We start from the raw sequence: 15,633 nt of genomic DNA, 5'->3' as shown, positions 1-15,633 counted from the left end.
GGCCGGCGGCGGGTCGACCGGCGTCAGCGAGATCGGCAGCCAGTAGGTGCCCGGTCCTTGGCCCGGACATCCCGGAGCTGCGACGGTGAAGGTCCGCTCGCCGGAGAAGCTCCCGTCACCATTGGGTCGCAGCCAGTCGGACCGCTGGGTGGTCACTGAGCCGCCGCTGCCGTCGGGGTTGCAGTAGAACGGGTACTCACCGCTGGACTCCCAGCGGTCGTTGTTCCATCGGTAGTCGAAAAGCGCGGGTGCATCAGGACTTTGGTTGATCTGCGTCTCACGCAGCCAGTGCACGACACAACCGTCGACGCCGCAGTTGGTGGTGAACAGTCCCAGCTGAGTCGCCGGTTCGGCCGCGGCGGGCAGACCGTTGAAGGTCTGCTGCGAGTGATCGAGCAGCGCGTCGTAGTAGCCGTAGATCGGCGCGGGTTCCGCGCGGTCGGCATGCGCGACGGCGGGCAGCACCAGCGCGGCGGTGCATCCGGCCAGCACGGTGACGGGCAGCAGCTTCGATACCACCGTGGGCTCCTTCCGTAGGAATTGCTATGCCGTCAATAGCACAGCAGCACCGGCCGCATCGGCATTTCGCGGTCGCTCACGGGAAAATGGGCTACTTCACTATCGCGACCGCGAAGCCGTCCCAACCCTTGGTGCCGACGGTCTGGATGGCCGCGGCCTCCAGTCGCGGATGCGCGCCGATCATCTCCAGCATGTCGCGAACCGCGCGCGCCTGATGGTCGTCGGGAGCGGGGTCGTACACCCGGCCGAAGCGGGCGATGTTGTCCACCACGATGATCGAGCCGGCGCGACCGAGCTTGATCGCCCACTCGACGTAGGCGATGTTGTTCTCCTTGTCGGCGTCGATGAACGCCAGGTCGAACACCTCGCCGCGGTCGGCCAGCACCGGCAGCGTGTCCAGTGCGGCACCGACGACGACCTCGACACGGTCCTCGACGCCCGCGTTGGACAGGTTGCGCCGGGCCACCTCGGCGTGGGCCGGGTCGAACTCCAGGGTGACCACACGACCATCGGGACCCACCGCGCGCGCGAGCTGAATGGTGCTGTAGGCGGCCAGGGTTCCGACCTCGAGCACACGAGTGACGTGCGCTGCCGTCGCCAGCAGGTACAGCAGCTTGCCGTGCTGCGCGGACACCTCGATCGCGGGCATCCCGGCCGCATCCGCCGCCGCCCGGGCCGCCGCCAGCGCGTCGTCCTCGGTGCGCAACAGCCGGTTGAACAGTTCGTCGAGCGCTTTCGGATCAGGTTCGGCCACGCGGAGACGCTAGCGCACACCTTCTTTCGCGTACACCACCCGCAGCACATGCCCGACCTCAGGCCCCATCACGACGTCGGCCAATTCGCAGAACGCCGCGACGAATTCCGGTCCGTGCGGTGGCGCGACGTCGCAGAGATGGTGTGCGATCTCGTGCAGCACCACCAATTCACGCAACGCCCATCCGACGCGCTGGTCGGGCACAGCGATGCCCGCACCGTCGTCGGCGAGTTCGTAGTGCGCGGCCGTGGTGCCACGCCTGGCCCGCACGCGCAGCGGGACGACGTCGGGCCACCGCCGACGCACCGCCGCCAGCGCCAACACCTCGTCGACGTAGCGCTGCACCGACTCGACCGTCGCGAACCGCGCCTCCGGCGGCAACGTCAGCGGGGTGCCGAAGAACTCGACGACCCGATTGCCGCGCTCGGCCGCCCGGTCGAACAATATCCGGACGAACTCCTCTGCGGCGTAGACCTTGGCCCGCTGCGTGTCTCGGGCGCTCACGTCTCCAGTGCGCCGCGGGCCCCCGCCAGTTGCGGGGTGGCGCCCAGGCGCGCGTTCCTACCCGCCCGGTCACCGGCTCGTCGCGCCGCCGACGAATAGCCCGCGGTGGCACTGGTCGCCCGCCAGGTGCCGCGCGCCTCAGATGTCTGCCGGTAGAAGCTCTTCAGCTCGATGTCCTTGTTACGCAATGCCAGAGCCGTTCCGGGCACGCTGTCCCGACCTTCGGTGGCCGACCGCTGCGCCTCTTCACGGGCCTCGGCCAGACGTTTTCCGATGCGCGCGCCGAACGCGAGCTGGAAGTTGATCCTGGCGGTGATGGTGGGGGTGGGGCGGTGCGCACCGGAGGAGATGTAGGCCTGTGACGCCTTGACCATCTGCATCACCAGGCTGGCGTAGAGGGCGTGGCTGGCGTCGATGTCCTCGGGGAAGCCGTAGGCGTAGACGAACGTCGAGTTCGACGCGACATCACACTTCACGTCATTGGCATGGGCGATCACGGTGAAAAGCTGCACATAGGTGCGCAACCCGCGGGTGCCTGCGTTGCCGATCGTGATCGTGCGCTGCACCGGAGTCTGCGCCTTGGTGCGTTGCGCCGAGTGCGAGCGGGCCACCGCGAGGTCGATGGAGGTGGCCGTGGCCAACCGTTGCGCGGCGGCCATGAACGCGTCGGCTTCGTGCGGGTTGTCGGTGCCTTCGGCCTGGCGCAGCAGGGCGGCAATTCTGGCCAGCATCTTGTCGTCGGTCATGGCGTCAATCTAGGTCTACTTGCTGACAAAATCGTCCAGCGCCCGAACCACCTGTGGAGAAAGTGGGTCACCGCTGGCGTAGTTGGCGACGTTGTCGCTGGGGTCGTCGCGCAGCACGTGGCTGACCCCGTTGAGCTCGACGACGGTCAGCGCGGTGTGGCCGAGCGCGTCGATCAACGGCTTGACCGAGTCGCAGCGGGACTGTAGGTCGGCATCCGAACAGGTCAGCAGCACCGGCGTGCCCGCGGGGATGTCCGCGGCCAGTACCAGCGGATCGATCCGGTCGGCTTCGACGACGGCCCTGACGTTTCCGGGGTTCAGCACCGCGGCCAGCCCCTCGGGCAACTCGGCAGGGACGGAGCCGGTGGTGCGGACCTGCTCGACGGCGGCCAGCCACGCCGTCAACGCCGCCGGGTCGCCGTTGGCACGCACTCGCTGCGTGATGATGTCGAGGTAGCGGCCGGGCAGCGGCTGAAGCAGGGCCAGGGAGTGGATCTTCGGTGCGTCGGAGGCCCCTGCGGAGGCCAACGCCATCGCGTGCACGGTGCCCTCGCCGAGTGCGTAGACCGAAATGCGGTCGTCGTCGGTGCGGGGTTGTCCGGCCAGATAGCGCACGGCTGCCTCCGCTCCCGCGGTGTAGACGGCGCTGACGACCTCGGTCGGCCGCTGCGCATACGGGCCGAGCCCGGTCTGCCCGGTGCCGATCTTGTCGTAGCGCAAGCTCGCGACGCCCCGGTCGGACAACAGCTCGGCTAACTGCCGCATGTTGCCCACCGGCCCCGCCACCGCGTTGTCGCCGTTGCGGTCGGTGGCGCCGCTCTCGGAGATGAGCAGCGCCGCCGGTCCCGGTGTGGCGTCGGCCTGGTGTCGGTAGGTGCCGTGGATGGTCAGACCGGCCGCGTCGACGAAGCTGACCTCGTCGTCGACCCAGTCGGCCCCGGTGTCCGACGAGCAGGCCGCCAATGCCAGCGTCAGCGAGATCGCCAACAGCACAAGGCGTCTCAAAGCTTGGCCTCGATCCACGACGTCACGTCGTCGAGGACCAACTGCCGCTCGGGCTCGTTGAAGACCTCGTGGTAGAGCCCCGGGTAGACCTTGAGGCGCGCGTCGGCGGAGGCCACGCATTCCATCAGCCGACGGCTGCCCTCGACGGGGATCAGCTTGTCCTGCTCGCCGTGCACGACCAGCAGCGGTGCGGTCAACGCGGCGGCGCGCTGCGGCATCGTCTCGCCGACCTTCAGCAACGCCTTGGCGATGCCCGCGGGCAGCTTGCCGTGGTGCACCATCGGATCGGCCAGGTAGGCCGCCACGACGTCGGGATCGCGGGAGACGGCCTCGGTGTCCAGCTTCTCGACCGGCAGGCCCGGGAGCACACTGCCGATGACCTTCGCCACGGCGATCATCACCGACGACACCGCGGCCTGCGCGTATACGGCGGGGCCGGACAGCACCATCGCGGCATAGTCGTCCGGGTGCTCGACGCCGTAGGCGAACACCACGCCGCCGCCCATGCTGTGGCCGAGTACCACCCGCTTGAGTTCCGGGTATTGGGCGGCGGCGATGCCGACCAGCGTGTGGAAGTCGGTGGTGTACTCGGAGATGTCGCGCAGAAATACTCGTTTGCCACCGGAGCGGCCGTGGCCGCGCAGATCCAGCGCGTAGGTGACCAGGCCCGCCTCACCGAAGCGGGCTGCGACGTGGTCGTAGCGCCTGGCGTGCTCGGCATATCCGTGGCAGATCACCACGACGCCGCGCGGGGACGCATCGGGGGTCCACAGGTCGTAGACGATGCGCACATCGCCGATACCGTCGAAGCTGTGTTCGCTGCGGGTAGTGGCCACGCAGCGAGACTATCGGTTGGCTTTCCGTTGTCGGAGGCACTGATTAAGCTCGCACCGTGAGCGTGCTGGCCCACGAGACCGATGACGAGTTCCTGCTGCGGGCCGAACCGCACCGCCGGGAGCTTCTGGCGCACTGCTACCGGATGACGGGGTCGCTGCACGACGCCGAGGACCTGGTGCAGGAGACCTATCTGCGCGCATGGAAGGCCTACAGCCGATTCAAGGGCGAGTCCTCGCTGCGGACCTGGCTGTACCGGATCGCCACCAACACCTGCCTGACCTCGCTGGAGGGCCGTAAGCGCAGACCGCTGCCGACGGGGTTGGGCGCCCCGAGTTCGGACCCGCTCGACGACATCGCCGCGCGCGAGGAAGTGCCCTGGCTCGAACCGCTTCCCGATGCGACCAGCGATCCGTCGAACATCGTGGGCTCGCGTGAGTCGGTGCGGTTGGCGTTCGTCGCCGCGCTGCAATACCTCTCGCCCCGGCAGCGCGCGGTGCTGGTGTTGCGTGAGGTGCTGCAGTGGAAAGCCGCCGAGGTGGCCGACGCGATCGGCACGTCGACGGCCGCGGTGAACAGCCTGCTGCAGCGGGCTCGCGCGCAACTCGATGCCGTCGGTCCCAGCGAGGACGACGAGGTGCGCCCACCGGAGTCACCCGAGGCGCAGGATCTGCTCACGCGCTACATCGCGGCGTTCGAGAGCTACGACATCGACAAGCTGGTCGAGTTGTTCACCGCGGACGCCGTCTGGGAGATGCCGCCGTTCGACGGCTGGTATCGGGGTCCGGAGAACATCGTGTTGTTGTCGAAGACGCACTGTCCGGCCGAAGGCCCGGGCGATATGCGGTTCGTGCGGACCACCGCCAACGGTCAAGCCGCAGGCGCGCTGTACATGCGCAACCCAGAAACCGGGGTGCACGAGCCCTTTCAGATGCACGTGCTCGATGTCGGCGTCGACGGCATCACCCATGTGGTGGCCTTCCACATGACGTCGTTCGAGAAGTGGCGTCTACCCGCCTCGCTGTAGGCCTCTGGACTCTTGTGCGCGCGAGAGCGGTTTGGAGCGCGTGCAGCCGGGCCTCATGGGCCATTCGCTGATCGGGATCGGCAGCGGCTTCGAGTTCATTGCGGCAGCATTGCATTTCGCGGCGCAGCCGGCTTCGGGCTTCGGCGATGGTCAGCAGGTCGTAATCGCCCTCTACCGAAGCGTGAGCTACCGCGTCGGAGGCGTCAAACAGTGGCATGCTCAGACCTTCCCGACCTCACCAAACTACCTTCGTCATATCTCTGATTAGAGATAATCTACCGAGTGACTCTTGCCGGTGTCCACGGCGGATCTGCCGGTCCGCTTGTCGCGCATCTCGCTTGGCCAAGCCGGGTCTTCGGCCGCGTACTCGCGCAACAGCCGGCGCGCGAGGTTGACCTTGTGCGCCTCGGTGGGGCCGTCGGCGAGCCCGAGCGCCAGCCCGTTGACGAGCATCCCCGTCAGCGGCAGTTGATCGGTGAGCCCAATTGCTCCGTGAACCTGTATCGCACGCAGCGTGATCGACTGGATGACCTTCGGCGTCAGTATCTTGCAAAGGGCAATCGCGCTACGCGCGGCGGCTTCGCCCGCGGTGTCGATTAGCCAGGCGGCATGCAGGACGGCCAGCCGGAATGGCACCAACTCGGTATAGGAGTCGGCGATGAAGCTCTGCACCAATTGCTTATCGGCCAATGAGCTACCTTGCGTGAACCGACTGTTGGCTCGCCGCGCCATCATGTCGATGGCGCGTTGCCCGACGCCAATGGCGCGCATTGCATGATGTAGGCGGCCACCGGCCAGCCGCGTCTGAGCCACGCGAAAGCCCTCACCCGGTTCTCCGAGCAAGGAATCGGAACCGACCCGCACGCCCTCGAGATGCACCAGGGCGTGCCCCGGTTCGTGTGGAAGAGAGCCGAACAGATGATGATTGGCGACGACGGTCAACCCAGGGGTGTCCGCGGGCACCAGGAATGTGGAGGCACCACTGTGGACGTCAACATCGGCATCGGTGATCGCGACGACGATGAAAAACTCGGCCACCGAGGCGTTCGAAGCGAAGTACTTCCGGCCGGTTATCACCCATTCGTCGCCCTCCCGAATCGCCCGGGTGGTGAACGTCCTGGGATCCGCACCGCCCTGTGGCTCGGTCATCGCGAAGCACGAGAAGATCTCGCCTGAGAGCAGCGGAGCGAGATAGCGGGCCTTCTGCTGGTCAGTACCAAACCGCGCAAGTATCTCGGCGTTCCCAGTATCCGGAGCCTGCGATCCGAATACCGCTGGCCCCCAGTTGGTTCGACCCAAGATCTCGTTGATGAGCGTCAGTCTGACGGCGCCGTACCCTTGGCCGCCGAGCTCTGGTCCCAGATGCGGGGCCCACAACCCGCGGTCACGAACCCGCTGCTTGAGCGGATCGACGATGGCCCGTCGCTGCTGGCTCAAAGGGAGATACTCGCAGCCGGGAAACAACGCGTCCAAGGGTTCCACCTCGTCGCGGACAAACCTGCGCACCCATTCGAGCTTCTTCTCGAAGTCGTCATCGGTCGAAAAATCCCAAGCCATATCGTCGGCCTCCTGTCGGTCAGGGAATTCCACCGTCGGCCCGCACGACCGACCCGGTGGTGTAACTGGACGCGTCGGAAGCCAGGAACAGCGTGGCGCCGACGACCTCATCGGGATCACCGACGCGCCGGAGTGCATGGCCAGCAACGAATTTCGCGGTGGCTCGTGGGTCCCAATTCGCGGTTGCGTCGGTTCGAAAGGGACCGGCCATCAATGTGTTGACCCGAACCGTCGGACCGTAGGCCAGGGCCAGCGCTTCAGTCATCGCGTTCAGTCCTGCCTTGGCTGCGGCATAGGGCGCGACGTCGGGCCGCGGCCGGATCGACGCTGTGGAACTCACGTTGATGATCGACCCGCGACCGTCGGCAACCATCCTCTCCCCGATCAGCGCGGCCAGCCGGAACGGACCTTTGAGGTTGACGTTGATGACCGCATCGAAAAGTTTCTCGGTCACCGCCGGTAGCGATGTGTAGGTCGGAGACATGCCGGCGTTGTTGATCAGGACATCGATCCTGCCGAAACGTGCGTAGGACGTCTCCACGAGTCGGTCGACCTGATCCCACCGTCCGACATGTACGCCGTATGGCAGCGCGACGCGCCCCGTCGTCCTCTCTATTTCGGTCGCAACGGCCGTGCAGGAGGCTTTGTCTCGGCTGGCGATGACGACGTCGGCGCCGTGGGCCGCCGCTGCCATCGCCATCTGGCGGCCGAGGCCGCGACTGCCACCGGTTATCAGAACCACTCGGTCGGCGAGGTCGTAACATGCGTCCACCATCAGTTCATCTCCGCGTCGACTCGGCTTCGCGGGCTACGCGGGCTGCCGTGGCGATCAACGAGGGCACGAGCGTCGCGAAGAGTGTCGCCAGATCGCTCACCTTCTCCCCGCGTATCAGCGCCGCGTAGCTGCGTTCCAGCACAATCCCCAGTTTCCAGTTGGCCAATACCGTGTAGTACTCGAATCCGTCGGTGGACAGTCCGCTGACTTCCTCGTAATGGGCAAGCAGTTCACTGCGTGCCGGCATCCCTGACACATCGACATAAAAGTCGTCCCGCGGCAATTCGCCGTCCCAGCCGAGCAGCGCCCACGCCAGATCGAGCAACGGGTCACCGATCGTTGCCATGTCCCAGTCGATGATGGCGGCCAACGTCGCAGGACGCTCCAGTCGGTACATGACGTTGGCGAACTGGTAGTCACCATGCATGATGCCCGGAACATAAGAGGCGGGCCGATTGCGGCGCAACCATCTCGCCGCGTCGTCTAGACCGGGCAGGTCGCGGACTCGGAAATTGTCCAGATAGTTCAGCCAGCGGTCAACCTGCCGATCGTGAAACCCGTCCGGACGGCCGAAGTCGCCGAGGCCGATATCTCGCCACGGTAGACGGGCCAGTTTGGCAGCGCCATCGATGATTTCGAACGCGATGCCGCGGCGTGCCTCGGTGTCCGTATCAAACGGTGTGGGCCAACCCTGCACCGGGCTCCACCCATCCACGGCCTCCATCACGAGCAGTGGCACACCGCACACCGCTCCGGTCTCGTCAACGGCAATCAGTGCCGCGTGCGGCACGTCGGTATCGCGCAACGCGCGCATGACCCGAACTTCGCGCATAAGACCGGCTATCCGACTGTCGGACCGGTCCGCACCCGGCATACGTAAAACCATGTCGCTGTCGCCACGACGGATTCTGAAAAGAGTGTTCTGCGAGCCCCCGGTCAGCCTCTCCAAGGTGGGTAGCTCACCGTTTCCGGGCGCACCCACATCATCGAGCCAGCGCCCGAGTCGGTTGGCATCCACACCACCGGTCAAGTCCGTCACTTCAGTCTCGCAGCACCAACCGCGCTGCAGTCGATCGTTTCTCGTGTCATCTCGACTCTCGTCTGGCCATGATGTTGCCCTTTCTCGATGCACCGGTCGGCCCGGTTTCCGTCGGAGGTCGCGGTCGGCTATTCCAGGCTCAACGCCTGTTCGGGGCAGTTGGCGACCGCGCGCCGCACCTTGTTGGCGAGCCCCTCCCCGACATCGACCAACTTCGCAAGGGAACGGCCGTCTTCACTCATGTCGAAGACCTCGGGCGCGTGCATCAGGCAGAGCCCATGTCCGTGGCACCGGTGCAGGTCAACCATCACGCGCATCGAATCCCCTTCACCAAGAATCACCCGTATCTATGATCAGAGTAATCATAGCTTCGCTCCACGGTCAATATGAAGTCGGCACGCAGATCACGGCATATAGCTGCTATGTTGGTCGGGAATCTACCGTGCTGATATCGTTTCACGTTTGGTTGTGGCCTATGTCTATAATCCTGAATTGCTCCGGAGAGGATGTCGGGTGGGTCCACTGAAGGGAGTCAAGGTCGTCGAGTTGCCCGCTCGCGGCCCAGTGCCCTTCGCGGCGATGTTGCTTTCCGATCTGGGTGCTGAAGTCATCCGGGTCGAGCGGATGCCTTCGGCGCGTCACCCGCGCGGCAACCAGATCAATGAGAGTGCCCTCGGCCGCGGACGACGCTCGATTTCCCTCAACCTCCCGTCCCGTGCGGGCGCTGCGGTGCTGCTGCGAATCGCGCAGGAGGCCGACGTGCTCCTGGAAGGTTTCCGCCCGGGAGTGGTCGAGCGTCTGGGAATCGGACCAGCCGATGTCCGAAAGCGTAATCAACGCTTGGTTTACGGCCGGATGACGGGGTGGGGTCAAAGCGGCCCCCTGGCCGCCTCGCCAGGACATGACATCAACTATCTGGCCGTGTCGGGACTGTTGCACGGCATCGGTCCCCGTTCCGGTCCGCCGACACCGCCGGCCAACTATCTTGCCGACTACGGCGGCGGGGCCATGTTTCTTGTTGTCGGTGTACTCGCTGCGCTCTGGCACGCCCGGCGCACAGGTGACGGGCAAGTCGTCGACGCCGCGATGGTGGACGGGGCCTCCTATCTCGGCACGGCGACCAGGGCGATGCTTGAACTCGGACACTGGCAAGAGGTACCGGAATCCAACATGCTCGACGGCGGATGGCCGAATTACCGTTGCTACGAGTGCGCCGACGGGCGATACGTTGCGGTGGGCGCATTGGAACGGAAGTTCTGGAATGCGCTTGTCGAGCGTTTGGGTGCCGACCCGGCCATAGTGCCGTCCCCCTACGTCGCTGATCAACGTCGCGCCTGTACCGCCTGGTTGGCCGCTACCTTCAAGTCACGAAGCCGCGACGCATGGGCGGACGTGTTCAGCGGCACGGACGCGTGCGTCACTCCGGTGCTGTCCCTGCGCGAAGCTCCACGACACCCCCATGCGATTGCGCGACAATCCTTTTCCACCTGTGAGCGAGGTGATCTGCCCGCCGTTGCGCCGCGCTTCTCGTCAACACCGGGACAGCCCGGCAACCGCACGACGCTTGGCGACGACACTGCGCAGATTTTGGCCGAACTGGGCTTCGACAAAGACCAGCAGGATGCGCTTCGCGGGGACCTGGCGGTCGATTAGCGGCTGTTCACTGGAGCGGTGATCGGTTACTTGAACGCAGTGATACCGGCATCGATCACATGACACGTTCCGGTGACGAAGCGGCCGTCCTCGCCGACCAGGTAGAGGATGGCTCGGCTTACGTCTATGGGTTCGATCGCGGGGATGGGAAGCGAGTTCTGAAACGCCGCGGCGATACGGGGATTGGCGTCCAGAAAGGCAGGAAAGAAATCGTTCATGATCATCGGGGTCGCCACTCCGGTCGGGTGCACCGTGTTGACCCGGATATTGTGTTGCCCGAGCGCGTTTGCGTAGGCCTTCATCAATCCCACGACACCGAACTTGGCTGCGTAGTAACCATCGGTGCCACCCCCGCGGTCCGTGGGTTGGGTGCGAATGCCGGCAGCCGAACTGGTGATGACGATGGCACCGCCCTGGTCCTGTTCGAGGAGAATCGGTACGGTGGTCTGCAGCGTGTTCCACACACCGGTGAGCATGGTATCGATGGAATCCTGCCAGGCCCTTCGCGATTGGACCGGATCCAATGGGGGCAGGGCCTGAGCCATCACTCCAGCGTTGGCGAGCACGATATCGAGGCGGCCCAAGTCGGCGACAGCGTCGTTGACGAGGCCTTGAAGTGCGTCGTAATCCCGGACGTCGCCGACCAACGCGATCATCCGCTGTCCTGTCTTCTCGACCAGGGCGGCGGTCTCGGCCAAATCACGATCGGTGGACATGGGGTAGTTCACCGTATCCAGTTGCTGGCAGAGGTCGATGCCGATGATGTCGGCGCCCTCCTCGGCGAGCAGTTGGGCGTGCGAACGCCCTTGACCGCGAGCGGCCCCGGTGATCAATGCGACCTTGCCGTCAAGTGTGCCCATGATGTCCTTTGCGTGTGATCGGGGTTCGTAGGGGTGGTTCAGGAGCGAGGGAACCGGAAGAGTTCGCGCGCGTTTCCCTCGACGATGGCCGAGACCTCCGCGTCGGGAACGTCGCGCATCGACTCGGCAATTCGCTTTCTACTGTTGGGCCAATTGCTGTCGGAGTGTGGATAGTCGACCTCGACCAACAACCGTTGCACTCCGATGATGTCGCGGTTCTGCAATCCGAAATCGTCCTGGATGAAGCAGCCATAGAAGTGCCGGCGGAACAGTTCCGATGGCGAGACCCTCTTATCGATGTCCTGATACCACCGATGCCGATCCCACGCGAAGTCGGCACGTTCGATCAGGTAGGGAATCCATCCGACACCTCCTTCAGCCAAGGAGAACCGCAAGCCGGGAAACTGCTGCAACTTGCCGGAGAACAACAAGTCCACAGTTGTCCACATCTGATTACTCGAGAAGAGCGTCACCGCGACCACAAACGGAGCGTCCGTTTGCATCTCGTGGGGATTGTCTTCCTTGGCGAACGAAAAGCCGGGTACAAACCCCGCTCCGCCGAAATGCAGCGAGATTGGGATCTGTTCGGCGGCCGCGACTTCCCACAGACTGTCCCATGCGTCAGAGAAGAACGACGGCATTCCCAGCGGCACAGGACTGTCCGGAAAGCTGATCGTCCGACATCCCTTTTCAGCCAGTCGACGCGCCTCCGCCACCGCCAGATCCACGTCCCAAGTGGGCAGAATTCCTAACGGAATGAACCGGTCCGGGGCGGTCGCACACCACTCATCGATGTGGAAGTCATTCCACGCCCGCACACACTTGAGCGCGAGCTCTTTGTCCTTGGCTCGATGAAACAACCCTCCGGCGAAACCGGGTAGGGACGGAAAACAGGTCGACACCTGTACCCCGTCCAGATCCATGTCCCGGACGCGCTCATGCGGGTCGTAGCAACCCGGAATCATGTCCTCGAACCGCAGCGGCTCCAACCCGATATCCTCGGGCTTCTTCCCCGCCACCGCGTTCAGTCCGATCTGCGGATGAAGGTCACCCTCGAAGCGCCAGACCTGGCGACCATCGTCGAGTGTGACAACCTGCGGACCGACCTCGGCATCGCGCGAACTCAACCGGTCGAGCCACACCGTCGGATGTTCGATCAGGTGGTCATCGACCGAGACGATCTGATGCGAATCCAGTAATGGCATTCAAGGCCTCCGCAAGTACACCGGGGCGAGCCGACACTCTCGCCTTCTCTGATTAGAGATTATCACTTTAGTCGGCCGACGGCCGTCCTGTCTATAGCAATGCGTTGAGGGCTGAATCAGGAGGTCTACCTCCGAGAATAGTTGGGGGCAGGCGGAAGTGTCCGGTTTCGTCCGCGCACCGCAGGTCGGTCCAATTAGCCCTTGCGGAGACAATTCATGCGCAGTATATTTCGACGCATCGTGTGCGCCCGCGCGGTGCTGTAGCCCCGCGGGCAGGCACGGTCCGATCATCGGAGGCAATCGTGCCGGTTGAGCACCAGATCGCAGGTGGCTGTATTGATGGCCGATTCATCGTCGCGGCGGTGGCCATCGCGGATTCACTCAGCGCCGTCGGCGGACTCACCTCGCCGGACACATCCGCAACGTCGACCAATAACCACCGAAAATAAGGAGCCAACGCAATGGAGGCCACTCAACGTTTTGACCCGCGGTTGGCGCCACTGAGTCGCGCGGTCGAGCATATGGCGCGACCGCACGAGATCTACCGGGACAAGGCCAGCGATGTCAGGGCGGAACGTGTCGACGGGGTGCTCACCCTGTACTGCCATCGGGACATGGTGGCGGTGAACCGCCACCCTGCCACTCTGGGTCTCGGTGGCGGCGGTCGGTTCTTCGGTCACGACAACCCGATCATTCCCATCGAAATCGACGGTGATGAGCACCGCAAGTGGCGCCGACTGCTCGATCCGTTGTTCGCACCCAAACAGGTGCAGCGCTATGAGGAGTCGGTTCGGGTGCTGTCACGCGATCTGATCGCCGAGCTCTTACCGTACGGCGAGGCGGAGCTGCACGACGACTTCTGCGTCCCGCTGCCGTGTATGTCGTTCCTGCGCATCGCGGGTGCGCCGCTCGACGATCTGCCGTACTTCATGAGCTTCAAAGACGCCATTCTGCATCCGGAAGCCGCGGGAGGAAATTCGATCGAGGAGATCAACGCGATCATGGCGGCTGCCGGTGCTCAGTTCTTCGAGTACATCGCAGACCTTTGCGCGAAGAGGCGCGCCGAGCCTGAGCCCGCGGATGACGTGCTGGCAGTCTTGCTCAGATCGACGGTCGATGGTCGGCCCGTTGCCGACGAAGAGGTCTACAACATCATGTTTCTGCTCATGTTCGCGGGGCTGGACACCGTGACTTCTTCGTTGTCCTGCATCTTCAGTTGGCTTGGCGAGCACGCCGACAAGCGCCGATTGCTGATTGACGACCCCAGTCTCATCCCCGCCGCCGTCGAAGAACTGCTGCGCTTCGAGTCTCCGGTACCGCACGGCGCTCGGTTCGCCACGGAACGAATTGATCTCGGCGACGGTTTGGTGGTCGAGCCGGGCGAGGCGATGCATACCGTCTGGGCTGCAGCGAATGTCGATCCGTCCGCGTTCGACGACCCGCTCACCGTCGACTTCCATCGCGGACGGGTCAACCACATCGCCTTCGCCAGTGGCACACACCGTTGCCTGGGTTCACACCTCGCACGGCTGGAACTCCGCATCGCTGTCGAGGAGCTGTTGAACGCCATTCCGGATTATCAGCTAGCCGGGCCCGTCGTCTACTCCAACACTGCCGTTCGCGCAGCTCGGAAGTTGCCCATCACATTTCGCGTGTGACGACGGATGTTCTGATCAAAAGGAAGGTTTGGCAGTGGTATTCGAGGAGCCCCTACTTCTCATAGACGGCCGATTGATGTCTGCCGAGTCAGCAGCGGTCTATGACAACATCAATCCTGCGGACGAAACCGTCCTCGGCCAGGCCGCCGACGCCTCGACTCAGGACACACACTGTGCGATTTTGGCAGCTCGACGGGCGTTTGACACCAGCGAGTGGAAACACAACGCCCGTTTCCGGCAACGGTGTCTTCAGCAGCTGCAGGACGCAATCCGCGCGAACATCCAGCACCTTTACGACATCACAGTCGCCGAGGCAGGCTGTCCGCGCTCGATCGCCGAGCCGATCCAGGTCGACGGGCCGGTCGAGGGCATGTCTTACATGATCGCCTTGGCCGGCTCTTACGAATACAGCCGGCCGTTGGACGATCGAGTGACCTGGGGTGTCACCGTCCGTCGGTCGGTGCTCCGAGAGCCAGTGGGCGTCGTCGCCGCGATCACCCCGTGGAACTATCCGTTGATGCTGAATCTGGCAAAAGTGATGCCGGCGTTGGCCTCCGGTTGCACCGTCATACTCAAGGCCGCGCCGGACACACCGTGGACAGCTGCGGCGTTGGCAAGGATGATCGCGCAGAACACTGACTTTCCACCGGGCGTCATCAACATCCTGACGAGTTCGTCCCCGGCGGAGGTCGGCGAAGTGCTGATCGACCATCCCGATGTGGACGCAATCAGTTTCACCGGGTCAACGGCCACCGGCAGGCATATCATGCAGCGCGCGGCTCGGACCATCAAGCGGGTCTTCCTGGAACTCGGCGGCAAATCCGCCGCGGTCGCGCTCCCTGATGCTGATGTCGCCGCTGCGGCGGCCGCCACGGTGTCACAAGCTGTCATGCACTCCGGTCAAGGGTGCGCGGCGACGACGCGACTGTTGGTGCACCGCGATCATCTCGATGCGGCCACAGATGCGGCGGCGGCCGCCATGAACGCCGCCGGGCATGGCGACCCCAACGATCCGGCAGTGGTGTCGGGCCCGTTGATCAATGCGCGCCAACGGGACAGAGTCACCGACTTCATCGAAGGCGGTAAGCGCGAAGCGACCTTGGTGGTGGGAGGAGAGCCGTCCGAGTTCAGCAAAGGGTTCTACGTTGCACCCGCGCTGTTCACCGATGTTCCCAACGACTGCCGCATCGCCCGCGAGGAGATCTTCGGACCCGTGCTCGTGATCACGAGCTACCGCACGGAAAGTGAAGCTCTCGCGTTGGCCAACGACTCCATCTACGGGTTGGCCGGCGCCGTGTTCTCCGCCGACCTCGGCCGCGCCGAGCGCTTCGCGGGCGGATTGAACACCGGAAACGTCAGCATCAACGGCGCTATGTGGATGGCGCCAGATGCCCCGTTCGGCGGGCACAAACAGAGCGGCATCGGCAGCGAGCACGGCGTCGAAGGGTTCGAGGAGTACCTCACGGTCAAGACCGTGGCGGTCCCCGCGTAGCCGGG

Annotated in this window: 17 protein-coding genes; 5 read left to right on the top strand and 12 right to left on the bottom strand. The window is 64.5% G+C overall.

Annotated elements, in window-relative coordinates:
* The 6 genes from ABQE89_RS24185 to ABQE89_RS24160 all read right to left on the bottom strand — a co-directional run.
* On the bottom strand, positions 1-507 hold a 507-nt coding region (locus tag ABQE89_RS24185; RefSeq protein ID WP_448421398.1), incomplete at its 3' end, for an MBOE_33420 family protein.
* Between the two features lie 103 nt (positions 508-610).
* Positions 611-1,273, bottom strand: a complete 663-nt coding sequence (locus ABQE89_RS24180) for an O-methyltransferase (RefSeq protein ID WP_448421384.1) — start codon at positions 1,271-1,273, stop codon at positions 611-613.
* A gap of 9 nt (positions 1,274-1,282) precedes the next feature.
* Complete coding sequence (locus ABQE89_RS24175; RefSeq protein WP_448421382.1) at positions 1,283-1,777, bottom strand: TIGR04338 family metallohydrolase; 495 nt, start codon at positions 1,775-1,777, stop codon at positions 1,283-1,285.
* The gene (locus ABQE89_RS24170; RefSeq protein ID WP_448421380.1) at positions 1,774-2,523 is read right to left on the bottom strand and encodes a DUF2786 domain-containing protein; all 750 of its coding nucleotides are present in this window, start codon (positions 2,521-2,523) and stop codon (positions 1,774-1,776) included. Before ABQE89_RS24170 ends, ABQE89_RS24175 begins: the two co-directional genes overlap by 4 nt.
* Before the next feature lie 15 nt (positions 2,524-2,538).
* Positions 2,539-3,528: a hypothetical protein gene (locus tag ABQE89_RS24165; RefSeq protein ID WP_448421378.1), complete on the bottom strand. Its 990-nt coding sequence runs from the start codon at positions 3,526-3,528 to the stop codon at positions 2,539-2,541.
* Positions 3,525-4,364, bottom strand: a complete 840-nt coding sequence (locus ABQE89_RS24160) for an alpha/beta hydrolase (RefSeq protein ID WP_448421376.1) — start codon at positions 4,362-4,364, stop codon at positions 3,525-3,527. Before ABQE89_RS24160 ends, ABQE89_RS24165 begins: the two co-directional genes overlap by 4 nt.
* A 56-nt stretch (positions 4,365-4,420) precedes the next feature.
* Here ABQE89_RS24160 and ABQE89_RS24155 point away from each other — a divergent pair, with 56 nt between their 5' ends.
* Positions 4,421-5,389: a sigma-70 family RNA polymerase sigma factor gene (locus tag ABQE89_RS24155; protein WP_448421374.1), complete on the top strand. Its 969-nt coding sequence runs from the start codon at positions 4,421-4,423 to the stop codon at positions 5,387-5,389.
* 31 nt (positions 5,390-5,420) lie between these two features.
* Entirely contained in the window at positions 5,421-5,657 is a 237-nt protein-coding gene (locus tag ABQE89_RS24150; RefSeq protein WP_448421372.1) for a hypothetical protein, read from the top strand.
* On the opposite strand, the gene ABQE89_RS24145 is transcribed toward ABQE89_RS24150, so the two are convergent.
* From ABQE89_RS24145 to ABQE89_RS24130, 4 genes are all read right to left on the bottom strand, one after another.
* On the bottom strand, positions 5,654-6,946 hold the full coding sequence (locus ABQE89_RS24145; protein ID WP_448421396.1) for an acyl-CoA dehydrogenase family protein: 1,293 nt from the start codon (positions 6,944-6,946) through the stop codon (positions 5,654-5,656). The genes ABQE89_RS24150 and ABQE89_RS24145 overlap by 4 nt on opposite strands.
* A 19-nt stretch (positions 6,947-6,965) precedes the next feature.
* The gene (locus tag ABQE89_RS24140; RefSeq protein WP_448421370.1) at positions 6,966-7,721 is read right to left on the bottom strand and encodes an SDR family NAD(P)-dependent oxidoreductase; all 756 of its coding nucleotides are present in this window, start codon (positions 7,719-7,721) and stop codon (positions 6,966-6,968) included.
* Between the two features lie 4 nt (positions 7,722-7,725).
* A complete protein-coding gene (locus ABQE89_RS24135) occupies positions 7,726-8,760 on the bottom strand; it encodes a phosphotransferase family protein (RefSeq protein ID WP_448421368.1) in 1,035 nt (344 codons plus the stop codon).
* 128 nt (positions 8,761-8,888) lie between these two features.
* Positions 8,889-9,077: a ferredoxin gene (locus ABQE89_RS24130; RefSeq protein ID WP_448421366.1), complete on the bottom strand. Its 189-nt coding sequence runs from the start codon at positions 9,075-9,077 to the stop codon at positions 8,889-8,891.
* Between the two features lie 196 nt (positions 9,078-9,273).
* On the opposite strand from ABQE89_RS24130, the gene ABQE89_RS24125 reads away from it, so the two are divergent.
* The gene (locus ABQE89_RS24125) at positions 9,274-10,413 is read left to right on the top strand and encodes a CaiB/BaiF CoA transferase family protein (protein ID WP_448421364.1); all 1,140 of its coding nucleotides are present in this window, start codon (positions 9,274-9,276) and stop codon (positions 10,411-10,413) included.
* Between the two features lie 26 nt (positions 10,414-10,439).
* Here ABQE89_RS24125 and ABQE89_RS24120 read toward each other — a convergent pair whose 3' ends face one another.
* Together ABQE89_RS24120 and ABQE89_RS24115 are read right to left on the bottom strand one after the other, a co-directional pair.
* Complete coding sequence (locus ABQE89_RS24120) at positions 10,440-11,273, bottom strand: mycofactocin-coupled SDR family oxidoreductase (RefSeq protein ID WP_448421362.1); 834 nt, start codon at positions 11,271-11,273, stop codon at positions 10,440-10,442.
* 38 nt (positions 11,274-11,311) lie between these two features.
* Complete coding sequence (locus ABQE89_RS24115; RefSeq protein ID WP_448421360.1) at positions 11,312-12,478, bottom strand: amidohydrolase family protein; 1,167 nt, start codon at positions 12,476-12,478, stop codon at positions 11,312-11,314.
* A gap of 587 nt (positions 12,479-13,065) precedes the next feature.
* On the opposite strand from ABQE89_RS24115, the gene ABQE89_RS24110 reads away from it, so the two are divergent.
* Both ABQE89_RS24110 and ABQE89_RS24105 read left to right on the top strand, forming a co-directional pair.
* A complete protein-coding gene (locus ABQE89_RS24110) occupies positions 13,066-14,136 on the top strand; it encodes a cytochrome P450 (protein ID WP_448421358.1) in 1,071 nt (356 codons plus the stop codon).
* A 76-nt stretch (positions 14,137-14,212) separates the two neighbouring features.
* Entirely contained in the window at positions 14,213-15,628 is a 1,416-nt protein-coding gene (locus ABQE89_RS24105; RefSeq protein ID WP_448421395.1) for an aldehyde dehydrogenase family protein, read from the top strand.
* Positions 15,629-15,633: the final 5 nt, after the last annotated feature.

The organism is Mycolicibacterium sp. XJ1819 (assembly GCF_053483675.1).
Note: the sequence above shows the minus strand (reverse complement) of the source record. Positions and strands in the feature narration are given on the sequence as shown.

Bases quoted from the DNA above. Each gene is read 5' to 3' on its own strand.
- ABQE89_RS24170 (WP_448421380.1), bottom strand. From the start codon at position 2,523: ATGACCGACGACAAGATGCTGGCCAGAATTGCCGCCCTGCTGCGCCAG.
- ABQE89_RS24145 (WP_448421396.1), bottom strand. From the start codon at position 6,946: ATGGCTTGGGATTTTTCGACCGATGACGACTTCGAGAAGAAGCTCGAA.
- ABQE89_RS24140 (WP_448421370.1), bottom strand. From the start codon at position 7,721: ATGGTGGACGCATGTTACGACCTCGCCGACCGAGTGGTTCTGATAACC.
- ABQE89_RS24130 (WP_448421366.1), bottom strand. From the start codon at position 9,077: ATGCGCGTGATGGTTGACCTGCACCGGTGCCACGGACATGGGCTCTGC.
- ABQE89_RS24120 (WP_448421362.1), bottom strand. From the start codon at position 11,273: ATGGGCACACTTGACGGCAAGGTCGCATTGATCACCGGGGCCGCTCGC.
- ABQE89_RS24115 (WP_448421360.1), bottom strand. From the start codon at position 12,478: ATGCCATTACTGGATTCGCATCAGATCGTCTCGGTCGATGACCACCTG.
- ABQE89_RS24105 (WP_448421395.1), top strand. From the start codon at position 14,213: ATGTCTGCCGAGTCAGCAGCGGTCTATGACAACATCAATCCTGCGGAC.